The organism is Azospirillum sp. B506 (genome assembly GCF_000333595.1).
In the GTDB taxonomy this organism is placed as follows: Bacteria; Pseudomonadota; Alphaproteobacteria; order Azospirillales; family Azospirillaceae; genus Azospirillum.
Genome location: NZ_BADK01000273.1, coordinates 1 through 14,840, shown reverse-complemented (window position 1 = coordinate 14,840; position 14,840 = coordinate 1). Strand labels below are relative to the sequence as shown.

Below are 14,840 nucleotides of genomic sequence, written 5' to 3'. Positions count from 1 at the left end.
CGGACGGGGCGCGGCCTGCGGTTGACGCCGAAAGGGCGCCTGCTGCTGCCGCGGGTTTTTGCGATCATGACCGAGCTGCGGGCCATTCGGTGGACAGGACGAATCCCGCACCGTCGCCGGGCGCGTCCGGGTCGGGCTGGCCGAGGGCTTCGCCGTCACCTGCCTCTCGCCGCTGCTTGCCGGGCTTCAGGAGGATCATCCGGCGTTGCAGCCGGAATGGGTGGTGTCCACCAGCACCACGCTGGAGGACGCCCTGCTGCGCGATGCGCTGGACGTGGCGGTGCAGCTCAACCCGATCGGCGACGAGCTGGGTCGTGCCGAAATCCTGGGGGGTGAGCGGTCCGCTGACGCTTCGGCCACATCGTCGAGGCCGCTCTCCGGCATGTCCAGATCCTTCAGTGCGGAGGGCGCTCTGAGTCTCTTCGCCAGATCGTAGAGTCCCTGCACCGCGTCCGGGGTGCCGCGTTACCATCGTAGCGCGGCCGCCTTACAGCCCGGAACTGAATGCCATCGAGCGGCTCTGGCGGTTCATGCGCCACACGCTGCCGTCACGCCGCCATGGCGACATCCCCGGTTCGGGCATTATCGTTGCCCAATCTCCGTTTCACCATCCGCTTTGCCGGCTTGCAGTCTCGGATCCTCCTTGAGCTGTGCCTCGATTTTTGCAACAGAAGCGCGCAAATGCGGAAGATATCGTTCAGCGGCCTTCGTCGTATTCATCACACTTCCCATGAACACTATATTGATCGTTGCCAGCACCTTGTCGCAATAAAGAATAGGTATTGCGAGTGCTGATACCTTGGACTGCTGAGACCATTCACCATCGTTACTGGCGTAACCCTGATCGCGCACGCGACTCAAGATCTTATCGATAAAAATTCGGTTGCGCGCGAGGCTGGCCTGTTCACCGTTCTCGACGATCAGCATCCTCAAGATCTGTTGCCGCTCTTCTTCGCCACAATAGGTCAGGTAGGCACGGCCCGCAGCGGTGTACAGAACCGGCATCCTCTGGCGGATCATCGCCCGATGAAAGGACAGCGGGCTGTAACGGTGGGTGGTCTCGCGCACCAGCATGGAGGTGCCGTCAAGGGTACACAAATCCGATGGCCAGACGACCTTTTGCAAAAGCTCGCCCAGAACCGGCGCCGCGAGTTGCGAAATCCACTCGTCGTCGGTAAAGCCATCGCTCAGTTCCCGGACCTTATGGTTGAGGCGATAGGTGTCATCCGACCGGCTGCGCCGCACATAGCCTTCGGTCTCCAATGTCTCCAGCATCCGGCGCACGGTGGTGCGATGCAGACCGGTCGCCTCGCTCAACTCCGTGATGGAGGCGCAGCCGTTGGCCGAGCGGTTGATGGTGTGGAGAATCGCCAACCCCCGGCTGAGGCCCTGGACATGGCGGTAGGGACCGTCGGACATGCGGGTCATGGGGCAATCCATGTCAGAAAATCGAACATTTACAAGCTTGTGCACATTGTGCACGTTGCGGAAAACAAGATTGTATTCGTCCCAAGCGATTCATAGAATTTCAGCACAAAGAAAAACTTCCAGGGATTTTGAAAAATGGTGCGGACGGTAAGTACAAGGTCCGCGTAAACCGGCCATCTGCCGGACCATGGCACTGAAATCGCAGACAAAAATGGGAAGGACATCCTAACGCTCCGATGTGAGCGAAGGGGAGATCTTTGCCGAACGGGGGAAATTCATGAGCATCAAGGTGAAATGCCTGTCGCACACCCCGCTGCGCGGGCTCAACGACCCGGGCGTGCAAGTCGTGGCTGAGGTCGATGCGGTCCTGGCGCAGGCGCGCGCCGATGTCGAAGCCTTCGATCCCGAGCTGATCGTGATCTTTGCGCCCGACCATTACAACGGCCTCTTCTACGACCTGATGCCGCCGTTCGTGATCGCCACGGCCGCGGACTCCGTGGCCGATTACGGCACCCTGCCGGGGCCGGTGGCGGTGGACGGGGATACCGCGCTCGCCATGGCGCGCTTCATTCTGGACAACGACGTGGACATCGCGCTGTCCCACCGGCTCCAGGTCGACCACGGCTGTACCCAGGCGCTGGAAGAACTGACGGGCAGCCTGACGCGCTACCCGACCGTACCGATCGTCATCAACTCGGTCGCGCCTCCCTTCGCGCCTTACCGGCGCGTGCGCAAGCTGGGCGATGCGGTCGGCCGCTTCCTGGCCGGGCTGGACAGGCGCGTGCTGGTGCTGGGCACAGGCGGGTTGTCGCACGAGCCGCCGGTACCGCTTCTGGCCGGCGCGCCGGAGGAGATCGCCGACTTCCTGATCGCCGGCCGCAACCCGACGCCGGAGGCGCGCGCCGCCCGTCAGGCCCGCACGGTCGCCGCCGGCCTGATCTACGGCACGCCGGAATGCGCGCAGACGCCGCTGAACCCCGAATGGGACCTCGGCTTCATCGACCTCCTGCTCGAAGGCCGGCTGGAAGAGGTGGATGGCTTTTCCATCGAGGAGATTTCCCGCATCGCCGGCCGCTCCACCCACGAGATCCGCACCTGGGTGGCCGCCTTCGCGGCGCTCACCGCCCAGGGCCCCTACAAGGCCCGCCGGGACTACTACCGGCCCATCAACGAATGGATCGCCGGCTACGGCGTGGTCAGCGCCGAAGCGGCCTGAGTCGACACCCGGAATTTAAGGAAACCAAGACCATGGACAGCATTGCCCCCACCATTCCCAGCGAGCGTGAACTGGTTGGCCGCGCGCGGGAAATGATCCCGTGGCTGCGCGAGCGCGCGCAGGCCTGCGAGCAGGCCCGCATGGTCCCGCGTGAGACCATCCAGGCGTTCCAGGACGCCGGCTTCTTCCGCATCCTGCAGCCGCGACGCTGGGGCGGGTACGAGATGCACCCGAACGTGCTGAACAGGGTGCTGATGGAGCTGGGCCGCGGTTGCCCCTCCAGCGCGTGGAACGTCATGGTGCTGGGCGTGCACCCGTTCGAGGTCGGGCTGCTCGACCCGCGCTGTGGCGACGAGCTGTGGGGCGACGACAACACCCGCCTGGTCTCCTCCTCCTACGCGCCGTTCGGCACGGTGAAGACGGTGGAGGGCGGCTATGTGCTGAACGGCGACTGGCTCACCTCCAGCGGCTGCGACCATGCGGCGGGCGGCGCCTTCGTCGGTGCCCGGCTGTTCGGCGGCGACGGCAAGCTGATCGACTACAAGGCCTTCTGGATCGAGGCGAAGGACTACGAGATCATCGACGACTGGCACGTCGTCGGCCTCGCCGGCACGGGCAGCAAGAAGCTGCGCATCCGCGAGGTGTTCATCCCAGCCTACCGCTCGCACAGCATCATCGCCTACAACGAGCAGAGCCACGAGGGCCTGAACAACCTCTACAAGATGCCGTTTCTCTACGTGTTCTACGCCGCCGTGTCTTCGGTCATCACCGGCATGGCGATGGGCATGCGCGACCTCTATGTCGAGCACATGAAGCCCCGCCAGAACATCTCCCAGGCGGTCGGCGCGGCAACGCAGAACCCCTTCGTGAAGGGGCGGCTGGGCGAGGCGGAAGCCAGGATCACGGCGGCGGCGGCCCGCGTGCTCCAGAACACGGACGAGGCATGGACCTACGCTTCCCAGGGCAGGCTGGTGCCGCTGGAGGACCGTGTGCGCCACTTCGCCACCAACATGTACACCGGCGGCGAGGTCTTCGAGGCCGCGCACATGATCTTCAAGAAGACGGCGACCCGCGGCGTCTGGCTCGACAACCCGATGCAGCGGCAGATGCGCGACATCCTGGTCGGCGCCAATCACATCACCCAGAACCAGGACGACATCGGCGACCTGCTGGGCGGCTACATGCTGGGCAACCCGCTGCCGCCCGGCAACCAGTTCGGCGTCGCCGCGTGAGGCATGCGGCGGCCTGTCCGCCGCGCCTTGCCGCCTCCGTCGCTCCCCCTCGCTCGTCCGCGCAAGAGCCCCGCCATGACCCTGACCCTGACCCGTGAGATCAACCAGCTCCTGGACTGGACCCCGAACGCCACGCTGGCCGACGCGCCCACGGTGAGCGCGGGCGACCACAAGCACGGCATGCGCCATGTCGGCGCCAGCGTCTTCATCGTCACCACCCGCGACGGCGGCAGCCGCCTCGGCCTGACCGCGACGGCCGTGTGCTCGGTCACGGCGGATCCGCCGCGCCTGGTGGTCTTCGTCAACAAATCGGTTGCCGCCGACGCGGCCATCCTGAACAGCGGCAGCCTGTGCGTGAACGTCCTGGCCGGCGACCAGGAGGAGATCGCCCGGGTCTTCGCCGGCATGGTCGAGGGCGTGCGCGGCGAAGCCCGCTTCGATCACGGCGCCTGGGACGCCCTGACCACGGGTTCCCCGGTGCTGGCCGGGGCGCTCGCCAGCTTCGACTGCCGGGTGGTCAAGGTGTTCGACGAGAGCACCCACCACGCCTTCCTCTGCGAGGTCCTGGCAACGCGTGAGGGCGGGGGCGGGGGCGGGGGCGGGGGCCAGGCCCTCATCTACCTGAACGGCGCCTTCCGCCGCATCGACCCCTAAGGCCGGTCCACACAACGAAAATCATAGGGAGGAAACCGGAGATGCAACTCCGCACACGCATGCTTGCGACCGCTGCGGGCCTTGCCGCGGCATTGATGGCGCTGCCGGCCGCGGCCGACGTGACCATTGGCGTGGTCGCCTCGCTGACCGGGCCGGCCGCCGCGTTGGGCGCCGAGACCCGCAAGGCGGTGGCGATGGTCCCAAGCACCATCGGTGGCGAGAAGGTCACCCTCATCCTGTTGGACGACGCCACCGACCCGACCAGCGCCGTCAAGAATGTCCGCAAGCTGATCGGCGAGGACAAGGTCGATGCCCTGCTCGGCCCCAACCTGATCAGCACCGCCGCCGCCATGGCCGATGTCGCCACCGCGGAAATGGTCCCGATGGTTTCGGTGGCTCCCCTGGACGTGTCGGGCGACAGGCGCGGCTACGTCTTCCGCTCCGAGCCCAGCGCCGACCTTATGGTCCAGCGCATCGTCGACGACATGGTTGCCAGCGGCGCCAGGAGCGTGGGCTTCATCGGCTTCTCGGACTCCTGGGGCGAACTCCTGCTGAAGGCGCTGACCCGCACCGCCGCGGGCAAGCTTCAGATCGTCGCCACCGAGCGTTATGGCCGCGCCGACCCCAGCGTGCAGGCACAGGTCCTGAAGATCGTCGCCGCCAAGCCCGACGTGGTGTTCATCGGCGCGTCCGGCACCCCGGCGGCCATGCCGCAGATCACGCTGCGCGAGCGGGGCTACAAGGGCCGCATCTACCAGTCGCACGGCGTCACCAGCAAGGAGTTCCTGCGCGTCGGCGGCAAGGCGGTGGAGGGCGCGGTGCTGCCGGTCGGCCCGGTGCTGGTGGCCGAGCAGCTTCCCGACAGCCACCCGACCAAGCAGGCCGGCGTCGCCTTCGTCAGGGAGCTGGAGGCGAAGAACGGCGCCGACAGCCGCTCCACCTTCGCCGGCGCCTCGTGGGACGCGTGGCTGCTGCTGAAGACCGCCATCGCCGGCGCGCTGGAGGACAAGGTCCAGCCGGGGACGCCCGCCTTCCGCACCGCCGTGCGCGACCGGATCGAGAAGACCTCCGGCCTGGTGGGCACCAACGGCGTCTACACGATCACCCCCGGCGACCACGCCGGCTACGACCCGAGCGCCATCGTGCTCGTCACCGTGAAGGACAACCAATGGCGATTGCTGAAGTGACCGGGGTGCTGCCCCCGCTGGATACGGAGAGCGCGGCGGCCTTGCTGAAGACCGCCGCCGCCACCCGCGAGCCGATCGCGCCGCTGCGCGACCGGCTGGCCGGAACGGGCGTGGATGCCGCCTACGCCGTGCAGGAGACCAACACCCGCGCCTGGCTGGCCGAAGGCCGGCGACTGGTCGGTCGCAAGATCGGCCTGACCTCCAAGGCGGTGCAGACGCAGCTGGGCGTCGATCAGCCCGATTTCGGCATGCTCTTCGCCGACATGGGCGTCGGCGACGGCGAGCCGGTGGCGGCGGGCCGCCTGATCCAGCCGAAGGTCGAGGCGGAGATCGCGCTGGTCGTCGGCCGGGACCTGACATGCGAGCGCCACACCTACGCCGACATCATCGGCGCCACGGAGTATGCGCTGCCCGCCATCGAGATCGTGGACAGCCGCATCGCCGGCTGGAACATCCGCTTCGTCGATACGGTGGCTGACAACGCCTCCAGCGGCCTTTTCGTCCTCGGCGGACGGCCGCGCCGGCTGGCCGACTTCGACATCGCCGCCTGCGCCATGGAGATGCGGCGCGGCGACGCCGTGGTGTCGCAGGGAAGCGGGCGGGCCTGCCTCGGCAACCCGCTGACCGCGGCGGTTTGGCTGGCCGACGTGATGGTGCGCTGCGGCCGGCCGCTCCAGGCCGGCGACATCGTGCTGACCGGCGCGCTGGGGCCGATGGTGGCGGTGGCGCCGGACGGCGGCGACCGCTTCGAGGCGGTCATCGAGGGGCTGGGCAGCGTCACCGCCCATTTCGCCGCCTGAGATCGGAGACAGGAAACATGACCGAGAAGATCAAGTGCGCCCTGATCGGCCCCGGCAACATCGGGACCGATCTGTTGGCGAAGCTGAAGCGCAGCCCGGTGCTGGATCCGGTGTGGATGGTCGGCATCGACCCGGCCTCCGACGGTCTCGCCAAGGCCCGCGAGATGGGGCTGAAAACGACGGCCGAGGGGGTGGACGGGCTGCTGCCGCATGTGAAGCCGGACGGCGTGCGCATCGCCTTCGACGCGACCTCGGCCTACGCGCATGCCGAGAACAGCCGCAAGCTGAACGCGCTGGGCGTCATGATGATCGACCTGACGCCGGCCGCCATCGGCCCCTACTGCGTCCCGCCGGTCAATCTGAAGGAGCATATCGGCCGGCGCGCGATGAACGTCAACATGGTGACCTGCGGCGGGCAGGCGACCATCCCGATCATCGCCGCCATCGCGCGGGTCCAGCCGGTGGCCTATGGCGAGATCGTCGCGGCCATCTCCTCCCGCTCGGCCGGGCCGGGCACGCGCAAGAACATCGACGAGTTCACCCGCACCACCGCGGGGGCGATCGAGAAGGTGGGCGGTGCGGCCAAGGGCAAGGCGATCATCGTCATCAACCCGGCCGAACCGCCGCTGATCATGCGCGACACCGTCCATTGCCTGACCGAGGGCGAGCCGGACCGCGAGGCCATCACCGCCTCCATCCACGCCATGATCGCCGAGGTGAACCGCTACGTCCCCGGCTACCGGCTGGTGAACGGACCGGTCTTCGACGGGCGGCGGGTCTCCGTCTTCCTGGAGGTGGAGGGGCTTGGCGACTACCTGCCGAAATACGCCGGCAACCTGGACATCATGACCGCGGCCGCCGCGCGCACCGCGGAAATGTTCGCCGAGGACATCCTGAGCGGGGCTCTGGTCCTCGAACCGGTCGCTGGATAAGGGGGGGACGGAACATGGAACTGCGCGGCACCAAGGTCACGGTCCACGACATGACGCTGCGGGACGGCATGCATCCCAAGCGCCATCAGATAAGCCTCGAACAGATGATCGCGATCGCCACCGGCCTGGACGAGGCGGGCGTGCCGCTGATCGAGGTCACGCACGGTGACGGGCTCGGCGGATCATCCATCAACTACGGATTCCCGGCGCACGCTGACGAAACGTATCTCGGCGCCGTCATCCCGCGGATGAAGCATGCCAAGGTGTCGGCGCTGCTGACTGCCGGGCATCGGCACGGTGGACCATCTGAAGATGGCGCACGAGCTGGGCGTCTACACCATCCGCGTCGCCACCCACTGCACCGAGGCCGACGTGTCGGAGCAGCATATCTCCCAGGCCCGCAAGCTGGGCATGGACACGGTGGGCTTCCTGATGATGAGCCACATGGCCGACCCGCAGACGCTGGTCAGGCAGGCCAGGCTGATGGAGGGCTATGGCGCCAACTGCGTCTATGTGACGGATTCAGCCGGCCACATGCTGCCGGGCGACGTCCGGGCGCGGCTGGCGGCGGTGCGCGACGCGCTGAAGCCGGAGACGGAATTGGGCTTCCACGGCCATCACAACCTCGCCATGGGGGTCGCGAATTCCATCGCCGCGGTGGAGGCGGGCGCCAACCGCATCGACGCCGCCGCCGCCGGGCTGGGGGCGGGAGCCGGCAACACGCCGATGGAGGTCTTCATCGCCGTCTGCGAACGCATGGGAATCCAGACCGGCGTGGACACCTTCAAGATCGGCGACGTGGCGGAAGACCGCGTGGTGCCGATCATGGACCACGTCATCCGCATCGACCGCGATTCCCTGACCCTGGGCTTCGCCGGCGTCTATTCGTCCTTCCTGCTCTTCGCCAAGCGCGCGGAGAAGAAGTATGGCGTGCCCGCCCGCGAGATCCTCGTCGAGCTGGGCCGTCGCGGCATGGTCGGCGGGCAGGAGGACATGATCGAGGACACGGCCATGACCATGGCGCGCGCCCGCGGCCTCGCCGTCTGAGCAGGGTGGAACAGGAAAGCAGCCATGGACGAGACGATCTTTCTTCTGCTGGCGCAGGACGGCGTCACCAACGGTGCCATCTACACGCTGCTGGCGCTGGCGCTGGTGATGCTGTTCGCCGTCACCCGCATCATCTTCATCCCGCAGGGCGAGTTCCTCGCCTATGGCGGGCTGACCATGGCGGCGCTGGAAGCGGGCAGCCTGCCCGGCACCCTCTGGGTGCTGCTGGGCACCGGGGCGCTTGCCTTCGCCATGGACCTGATCGCCGCGCGCCCCTGGAGCCGCCCCGGAAACCGTCAGGCGCGGCGTCCGGGGCGGGGGCCGGCGCTGGGCCGGTCGGCGGCGTGGAACCTGGGCTACCCGCTTGCCCTGGCCGGGCTTTTGAAGGCGCTGCCGCTGGCCGGGCTGCCGCTGGCGGCGAAGGCGCTGCTGGCGCTGGCGCTGGTCGTGCCGCTGGGGCCGATGGTCTACCGCATCGCCTTCCAGCCGGTGGCCGAGGCGCCGGTCCTGGTCCTGCTGATCGTCGCCGTGGCGGTGCATCTGGCGATGGTCGGCGTCGGCCTGCTGGTCTTCGGGCCGGAGGGGTCGCGCACCACGCTCTTCAGCGAGGCGCAGCTTGAGGTCGGCGCCATGCAGGTGGGCGGTCACACGCTGGTGGTGATGGGAGCCTCGGTGGCGCTGATCGCCGCTCTCTACCTGTTCTTCGATCGCACATTGTACGGCAAGGCGCTGCGCGCCACCGCGGTGAACCGCAATGGCGCCCGGCTCATGGGCATCTCGCCGACGCTTGCCGGGCGGCTGACCTTCCTGCTGGCGGCGGTGATCGGCGTGCTGTCCGGGCTGCTCTTCGCGCCGTTGACCACCGTCTATTACGACAGCGGCTTCCTGATCGGGCTGAAGGGCTTCGTCGCCGCCATCATCGGCGGGCTCGGCAGCTACCCGCTCGCCGCCGGCGGCGCCGTGCTGGTCGGGCTTTTGGAGTCCTTCTCCTCCTTCTGGACCAGCGCCCTCAAGGATGTGCTGGTCTTCACCCTGATCATTCCGGTCCTGGTCTGGCGCTCGCTCGCCTCCCATCATGTCGAGGAAGAAGAATGACGATCCGCTCCTACACGCTGACGCGGGACGGGGAGTGGCAGAACGGGCCGTGGGTGCTGGCGGCCTTCCTGGGCACGCTCGCCGTTGGGCCGCTGGTGCTGCCCGACTTCTACGTCACGCTGCTGAACTACATCGGCCTGTCGGCCCTGGTGACGCTGGGGCTGGTGCTGCTGACCGGCGTGGGCGGGCTTACCAGCTTCGGGCAGGCGGCCTTCGTCGGGCTGGGCGCCTACACCAGCGCGGTGCTGAGCACCGGCTACGGCCTGTCGCCGTGGCTGGCACTGGGCGTCGGGCTGGCGCTGACGCTGCTGGTCGCCATCGTTCTGGGGTCGGTGACGCTGAAGCTGTCGGGCCATTATCTGCCGCTGGGCACCATGGCCTGGGGGATCAGCCTCTACTTCCTGTTCGGCAACCTGGAGATTCTGGGCGGCTATTCGGGGATCTCCAGCCTGCCGCCGGTGACGGTGCCGGGCCTCGCGCTGACCGACAACCGCCACTATTACTATCTGGTCTGGGCCTTCGTCCTGATCGCCCTGTTCACCACCCGCAACCTGCTGGACAGCCGCGAAGGACGTGCCATCCGCGCGCTGAAGGGCGGCATGGTGATGGCCGAGTCCATGGGCGTCGATACCTCGCGCGCCCGCATGGTGATTTTCGTGCTGGCCGCCTTGCAGGCCTGCGCCGCCGGCTGGCTCTATGCGCATCTGCAGCGCTTCGTGAATCCGACCCCGTTCGGGCTGACCACCGGCATCGAATATCTTTTCATGGCGGTCGTCGGCGGGGCCGGGCAGGTGTGGGGCGCGCTGGTGGGCGCGGGCGTCATCACCGTGCTGAAGCAGTGGCTTCAGGATGTTCTGCCACGCTTGCTCGGCAGCGCCGGGAATTTCGAGACCATCGTCTTCGGCGTCATGATGGTGCTGGTGCTCCAGTACGCCCGCGACGGGCTGTTGCCCCTGCTGGCCCGGCTGGTGCCGGTGCGCGCCCGCCGCCGCCGCATCGACACGGGCGCCGCCCCGCTGCCCCGCAAGGCGCAGCCGGAACCGGGCACGGTGATCCTGGAGGCACGCAACGTCACCCGCCGTTTCGGCGGCGTGCTCGCCAACAACAACATGAGCCTCAGCGTCAAGGCTGGCGAGATCCTCGCCCTGATCGGCCCGAACGGGGCTGGCAAGAGCACGATGTTCAACCAGCTTTCCGGCGTCGACACCCCGAGCTCGGGGGAGATCCGCTTCCGCGGCGCCTCCATTGCCGGGCTGGACAGCCACCGCATCGCCGCGCTGGGGATCAGCCGGACCTTCCAGCATGTGCGCCTGCTGCCGCGCATGAGCGTGCTGGAGAATGTCGCCATCGGCGCCCACCGGCGCGGCCACAAGGGCGTGCTGTCCGCCGCGTGGCGCCTGGACCGCGTCGAGGAGGCGCGGCTCCTGCGCGAGGCTGCGGTGCAGCTGGAGCGTGTCGGCCTGCTGGACCTGATGGACGAGGAGGCGGGCAGCCTGGCGCTCGGCCAGCAGCGCATCCTGGAGATCGCCCGCGCGCTGTGCGCCGACCCGTGCCTTCTGCTGCTGGACGAGCCGGCGGCGGGGCTGCGCCACAAGGAGAAGCAGGCCCTGGCCGAGCTGTTGCGGCGCCTGCGCGCCGAGGGCATGGCCGTTCTCCTGGTCGAGCATGACATGGACTTCGTCATGGGGCTGGTGGACCGCGTGGTGGTCATGGAGTTCGGCGAGAAGATCGCGGAGGGACTGCCCGAAGAGGTCCAGCGCGATCCGGCCGTCCTCGAAGCCTATCTGGGAGGGGTGTGAGCCATGGACGGCAACCTGCTCGACGTGAAGGATCTGTCTGTCGCCTATGGCAAGGTGGAGGCGGTCGGCAAGGTCAGCCTGTCGGTTCCGCGCGGCGGCATCGTCACCCTGATCGGCCCCAACGGGGCGGGCAAGACGACGACGCTGTCGGCCATCATGGGCCTGCTGCCGTCCAGCGGCCAAATCCTCTTCGACGGCGACGGGGAGGAGGCCCCGGACGTTGAGACGATGGTGGTCCGCGGCATGAACCTCGTGCCCGAGAAGCGCGAACTGTTCGGCTCCATGACCATCGAGGACAACCTGCTGCTGGGCGCCTTCCAGCGCCGCCGCCAGGGCCACCGTGACCATGCCGGAACGCTGTCCGAGGTGTACGCCCTGTTCCCCCGTCTCAGGGAGCGGCGGGGGCAGGCGGCCGGCACGCTGTCGGGCGGCGAGCGGCAGATGCTCGCGATCGGGCGGGCGCTGATGGCAAAGCCGAAGCTGCTGATGCTGGACGAGCCTAGCCTCGGCCTCGCTCCGCTGATCGTGCGGGAGATCTTCCGCATCATTGCGGAACTGCGCCGCCGGGGCGTCTCCATCCTGCTGGTGGAGCAGAACGCCCGCGCCGCCCTCCAGGTCGCCGATTACGCCTACGTGCTGGAGAACGGAGCGGTGAAGATGCACGGCGAGGCGCGGGAACTGGCCGCCGACCCCCGCATCGTCGAGAGCTACCTGGGTCTTGCCAGCCGACACCAGGAAATGCTGTCCACCTGACCCCACTCGCCCGAACCCAACCGCCATGGCCGCCATTCCCAGGCCCGCCATTCCCACGGCGAAACCGCCTGACCTTTCCCTTTCCCAAGGATCGACACGATGACCGCACTGACCGAAGCCGCCACCAGCAAGTTCGCCCGGATCCTCGAGGGCGACCTGGACCTGAGCATCCACTACAACGACGCCGGCGAAGGGGCGGAGACCGTGGTGATGCTCCACGGCTCCGGCCCGGGGGCGAGCGGCTGGGCCAACTTCAGCCGCAACGTGGAGGCTGTGGTCGGCGCCGGCTACCGCGTGATCCTCATGGACTGCCCGGGTTGGAGCAAGAGCGGCCCCATCGTCTGCACCGGCTCCCGCTCCGAACTGAACGCCCGCGCGCTCAAGGGCCTGCTGGACGTTCTGGGAAGCGGGCGCGTCCACATCATCGGCAATTCCATGGGCGCGCACAGCGCCGTCGCCTTCGCGCTCGCCAACCCGGCGCGGGTGGGCAAGCTGGTGCTGATGGGGGGCGGCACGGGCGGCGTCAGCCTGTTCCAGCCCATGCCGTTGGAAGGCATCAAGCTGCTCCAGGGCGTCTACCGCGACCCGACGCTGGAGAGCCTGAAGAAGATGCTGAACGTCTTCATGTACGACGCCAGCAAGCTGACCGACGAGCTGATCCAGGAACGGCTGGACAACATGCTCGCGCGACGGGAGCATCTGGAGAATTTCGTCAAAAGCCTCGCCGCCAACCCCCGGCAGTTCCCCGACATCAGCCCGCGCCTGGGCGAGATTGCGGCGCCCGCGCTGGTCATCTGGGGCCGCGACGACCGTTTCGTACCGATGGATGTGGGCCTGCGCCTGCTGTGGGGCATGCAGAACGCCGAGCTGCACGTCTTCAACCGCTGCGGCCACTGGGCGCAGTGGGAGCATGCGGAAAAATTCAACCGCATGGTCATCGACTTCCTCGCCAGCCGGTAGGCCCGTCGCCATGCAGGTCTTCCGCACCCTCGACCGGCTTCCGGAACCCGTCCGTGGCTGCGCGGTTGCCATCGGCAATTTCGATGGCATCCATCTCGGGCACCGGAAGCTGTTCGCCGAGGTGCGGGAGCGGGCGGCGGCTCTGGGGACCGGTGCCGCCGTGCTGACGTTCAGCCCGCACCCGCGCCGCCTGTTCGACCCGATGCTGCCGCCTTTCCTGCTGGCCTCGACGCGGGTCAAGCTGGAGCGCATCGCGCGGGAGGGCATGGCGGCGACCTTCATCCAACGTTTCGACGCCGCCTTCGCCGGCACCCCGGCGGAGGATTTCGCAGCCGGCCTTCTGGCCGCGCGGCTGTCCGTCCGTCATGTGGTCGTCGGCGAGGATTACCGGTTCGGCCAAGGACGGAGGGGCGATGTGGACCTGCTGCGCGCGCTCGGGCGCCGGTACGGCTTCGACGTTACGACGGTCGTCCCGCAGCGCGCCGCCAGCGGAAGCGTCTGTTCCTCCAGCCGGGTGCGCGCCGCACTCGCGGAGGGACGTCTCGACGAAGCGGCCGACATGCTCGGCCAGCCCTGGGAATTGCATGGCCGGGCACAAGCGGGGCCGAACGGTTCACTGCTGCTGCCGCTCGGATTGCACCAGCGGCCGAGGCCAGGGAGCTATCGGGTGGAGGTGGCTCCCGATCGAGGGCGCGATACCGACTGGGGCAAGGCCTGCCAAACCGTCGCATGGCTGGCCTCGTCGAAGAGCAGGCACATGCTTTTCCCTGACCGGATCGCCAAGCCGTTCTCCAATCCGTGCCATGGCCTGCGTGTGCGTGTCCTTGACCAGCTTTGATTGCCAGCTTTGATTGCCAGCCTTGATTGCCAGCCTTGATTGGAGGGCTTGAGACGACCGGCGAGTGCCTCTCCGGCGGAGAGGACGCCGGGTCAAGCGGCTCGAAGCCCGGCCCTGGCCGATGGGCGCCCCGTTCAGCCGAGCCGCTCCGCGACCCTGGCCGGCTCCGCGCGCGCAGGGCGGCGGGTGAGCCGATCGAAGGCCAGATAGATCACCGGCGTGGTGTAGAGCGTCAGCAACTGCGAGACCAGCAACCCGCCGACCATGGAGTAACCGAGCGGCTGGCGCAGTTCCGAACCGGTCCCGGCGCCGAGCATCAGCGGCACGCCGCCGAGAAGTGCCGCCATGGTCGTCATCAGGATCGGACGGAAGCGCCGCAGGCAGGCTTCGCGGATAGCGTCCTGCGGCGCCATGTTCCGCTCGCGCTCCGCCGCGATGGCGAAATCCACCATCATGATTCCGTTCTTCTTCACGATGCCGACCAGCAGGATCAACCCGATCAGCCCGATCACGTCGAAGCCGAACCCGCCGAGCCACAGGGTGCCCAGGGCGCCGAGCCCGGCCGACGGCAGGGTGGACAGAATGGTCAGCGGGTGGATGGTGCTTTCGTAGAGGACGCCGAGGATGATGTAGACGGCAACCAGCGCCGCCGCGATCAGGTAGGGTTCACTGGCCAGCGACTGCTGGAAGGCCTGGGCCGTTCCCTGGAACGATCCGGCCAGTGCCGCCGGCGTGCCCAGGGCGCGCATGGCCTCGTCGATGGCCGTGGTCGCCTGTCCGAGCGAAACGCCCTGCGCCAGGTTGAAGGACAGCGTCACGGCCGGGAACTGTCCCTGGTGGTTGATGGTCAGCGCGGCGATCGGACGTGTCGAGACTTGACCAGCGGGAGAGGGCACCGG

The 14,840-nt window shown here is 68.0% G+C and carries 13 protein-coding genes and 3 pseudogenes; 14 read left to right on the top strand and 2 right to left on the bottom strand.

Annotated features, from left to right (window positions below; genetic code table 11):
* Positions 1–121 precede the first annotated feature (121 nt).
* Positions 122–436, top strand: a pseudogene (locus I71_RS08710) (LysR substrate-binding domain-containing protein); the annotation flags it as partial.
* Positions 420–557: pseudogene (locus tag I71_RS40980) on the top strand (transposase); the annotation flags it as partial. The pseudogenes I71_RS08710 and I71_RS40980, both read left to right, overlap by 17 nt.
* 25 nt (positions 558–582) lie before the next feature.
* Here the strand turns inward: I71_RS40980 and I71_RS08705 are convergent.
* The gene (locus I71_RS08705) at positions 583–1,428 is read right to left on the bottom strand and encodes a DNA-binding transcriptional regulator (RefSeq protein ID WP_042693890.1); all 846 of its coding nucleotides are present in this window, start codon (positions 1,426–1,428) and stop codon (positions 583–585) included.
* A 277-nt stretch (positions 1,429–1,705) separates the two neighbouring features.
* On the opposite strand from I71_RS08705, the gene I71_RS08700 reads away from it, so the two are divergent.
* The 12 genes and pseudogenes from I71_RS08700 (at position 1,706) to I71_RS08645 (ending at position 13,941) form a co-directional block, all read left to right on the top strand.
* Positions 1,706–2,644 (top strand): 3-carboxyethylcatechol 2,3-dioxygenase, encoded by a 939-nt coding sequence (locus I71_RS08700; RefSeq protein WP_042693888.1) that lies wholly within the window; start codon positions 1,706–1,708, stop codon positions 2,642–2,644.
* Positions 2,645–2,676: 32 nt separating this feature from the next.
* Positions 2,677–3,876 carry an acyl-CoA dehydrogenase family protein gene (locus I71_RS08695; protein ID WP_042693886.1) on the top strand — a complete coding sequence of 400 codons (1,200 nt, stop codon included), beginning with the start codon at positions 2,677–2,679 and terminating at the stop codon, positions 3,874–3,876.
* A gap of 75 nt (positions 3,877–3,951) precedes the next feature.
* Positions 3,952–4,530: a flavin reductase family protein gene (locus I71_RS08690; RefSeq protein ID WP_199902137.1), complete on the top strand. Its 579-nt coding sequence runs from the start codon at positions 3,952–3,954 to the stop codon at positions 4,528–4,530.
* Positions 4,531–4,571: 41 nt separating this feature from the next.
* On the top strand, positions 4,572–5,717 hold the full coding sequence (locus I71_RS08685) for an ABC transporter substrate-binding protein (RefSeq protein ID WP_042693884.1): 1,146 nt from the start codon (positions 4,572–4,574) through the stop codon (positions 5,715–5,717).
* On the top strand, positions 5,699–6,517 hold the full coding sequence (mhpD, locus tag I71_RS08680) for a 2-keto-4-pentenoate hydratase (protein WP_042693882.1): 819 nt from the start codon (positions 5,699–5,701) through the stop codon (positions 6,515–6,517). Before I71_RS08685 ends, mhpD begins: the two co-directional genes overlap by 19 nt.
* 17 nt (positions 6,518–6,534) lie before the next feature.
* Positions 6,535–7,449: an acetaldehyde dehydrogenase (acetylating) gene (locus tag I71_RS08675; protein WP_042693880.1), complete on the top strand. Its 915-nt coding sequence runs from the start codon at positions 6,535–6,537 to the stop codon at positions 7,447–7,449.
* A gap of 14 nt (positions 7,450–7,463) precedes the next feature.
* Positions 7,464–8,496, top strand: a pseudogene (dmpG, locus tag I71_RS08670) (4-hydroxy-2-oxovalerate aldolase).
* Positions 8,497–8,520: 24 nt separating this feature from the next.
* On the top strand, positions 8,521–9,591 hold the full coding sequence (locus I71_RS08665; RefSeq protein WP_042693878.1) for a branched-chain amino acid ABC transporter permease: 1,071 nt from the start codon (positions 8,521–8,523) through the stop codon (positions 9,589–9,591).
* Positions 9,588–11,390, top strand: coding sequence for an ATP-binding cassette domain-containing protein (locus I71_RS08660; protein ID WP_042693877.1), 1,803 nt, complete (start codon positions 9,588–9,590; stop codon positions 11,388–11,390). Before I71_RS08665 ends, I71_RS08660 begins: the two co-directional genes overlap by 4 nt.
* A 3-nt stretch (positions 11,391–11,393) precedes the next feature.
* Positions 11,394–12,143 carry an ABC transporter ATP-binding protein gene (locus tag I71_RS08655; protein ID WP_042693875.1) on the top strand — a complete coding sequence of 250 codons (750 nt, stop codon included), beginning with the start codon at positions 11,394–11,396 and terminating at the stop codon, positions 12,141–12,143.
* Positions 12,144–12,242: 99 nt separating this feature from the next.
* Positions 12,243–13,103: an alpha/beta fold hydrolase gene (locus tag I71_RS08650; RefSeq protein WP_042693873.1), complete on the top strand. Its 861-nt coding sequence runs from the start codon at positions 12,243–12,245 to the stop codon at positions 13,101–13,103.
* Between the two features lie 10 nt (positions 13,104–13,113).
* Positions 13,114–13,941: a hypothetical protein gene (locus I71_RS08645; protein ID WP_049976003.1), complete on the top strand. Its 828-nt coding sequence runs from the start codon at positions 13,114–13,116 to the stop codon at positions 13,939–13,941.
* A 134-nt stretch (positions 13,942–14,075) separates the two neighbouring features.
* Here the strand turns inward: I71_RS08645 and I71_RS08640 are convergent.
* Positions 14,076–14,840 (bottom strand): efflux RND transporter permease subunit (locus tag I71_RS08640; protein WP_042693871.1); only part of this gene is annotated, 765 nt, incomplete at its 5' end.

Bases quoted from the DNA above. Each gene is read 5' to 3' on its own strand.
- I71_RS08685 (WP_042693884.1), top strand. From the start codon at position 4,572: ATGCAACTCCGCACACGCATGCTTGCGACCGCTGCGGGCCTTGCCGCG.
- I71_RS08705 (WP_042693890.1), bottom strand. From the start codon at position 1,428: ATGACCCGCATGTCCGACGGTCCCTACCGCCATGTCCAGGGCCTCAGC.
- I71_RS08665 (WP_042693878.1), top strand. From the start codon at position 8,521: ATGGACGAGACGATCTTTCTTCTGCTGGCGCAGGACGGCGTCACCAAC.
- I71_RS08700 (WP_042693888.1), top strand. From the start codon at position 1,706: ATGAGCATCAAGGTGAAATGCCTGTCGCACACCCCGCTGCGCGGGCTC.
- I71_RS08645 (WP_049976003.1), top strand. From the start codon at position 13,114: ATGCAGGTCTTCCGCACCCTCGACCGGCTTCCGGAACCCGTCCGTGGC.
- mhpD (WP_042693882.1), top strand. From the start codon at position 5,699: ATGGCGATTGCTGAAGTGACCGGGGTGCTGCCCCCGCTGGATACGGAG.
- I71_RS08690 (WP_199902137.1), top strand. From the start codon at position 3,952: ATGACCCTGACCCTGACCCGTGAGATCAACCAGCTCCTGGACTGGACC.
- I71_RS08675 (WP_042693880.1), top strand. From the start codon at position 6,535: ATGACCGAGAAGATCAAGTGCGCCCTGATCGGCCCCGGCAACATCGGG.
- I71_RS08660 (WP_042693877.1), top strand. From the start codon at position 9,588: ATGACGATCCGCTCCTACACGCTGACGCGGGACGGGGAGTGGCAGAAC.
- I71_RS08695 (WP_042693886.1), top strand. From the start codon at position 2,677: ATGGACAGCATTGCCCCCACCATTCCCAGCGAGCGTGAACTGGTTGGC.
- I71_RS08650 (WP_042693873.1), top strand. From the start codon at position 12,243: ATGACCGCACTGACCGAAGCCGCCACCAGCAAGTTCGCCCGGATCCTC.
- I71_RS08655 (WP_042693875.1), top strand. From the start codon at position 11,394: ATGGACGGCAACCTGCTCGACGTGAAGGATCTGTCTGTCGCCTATGGC.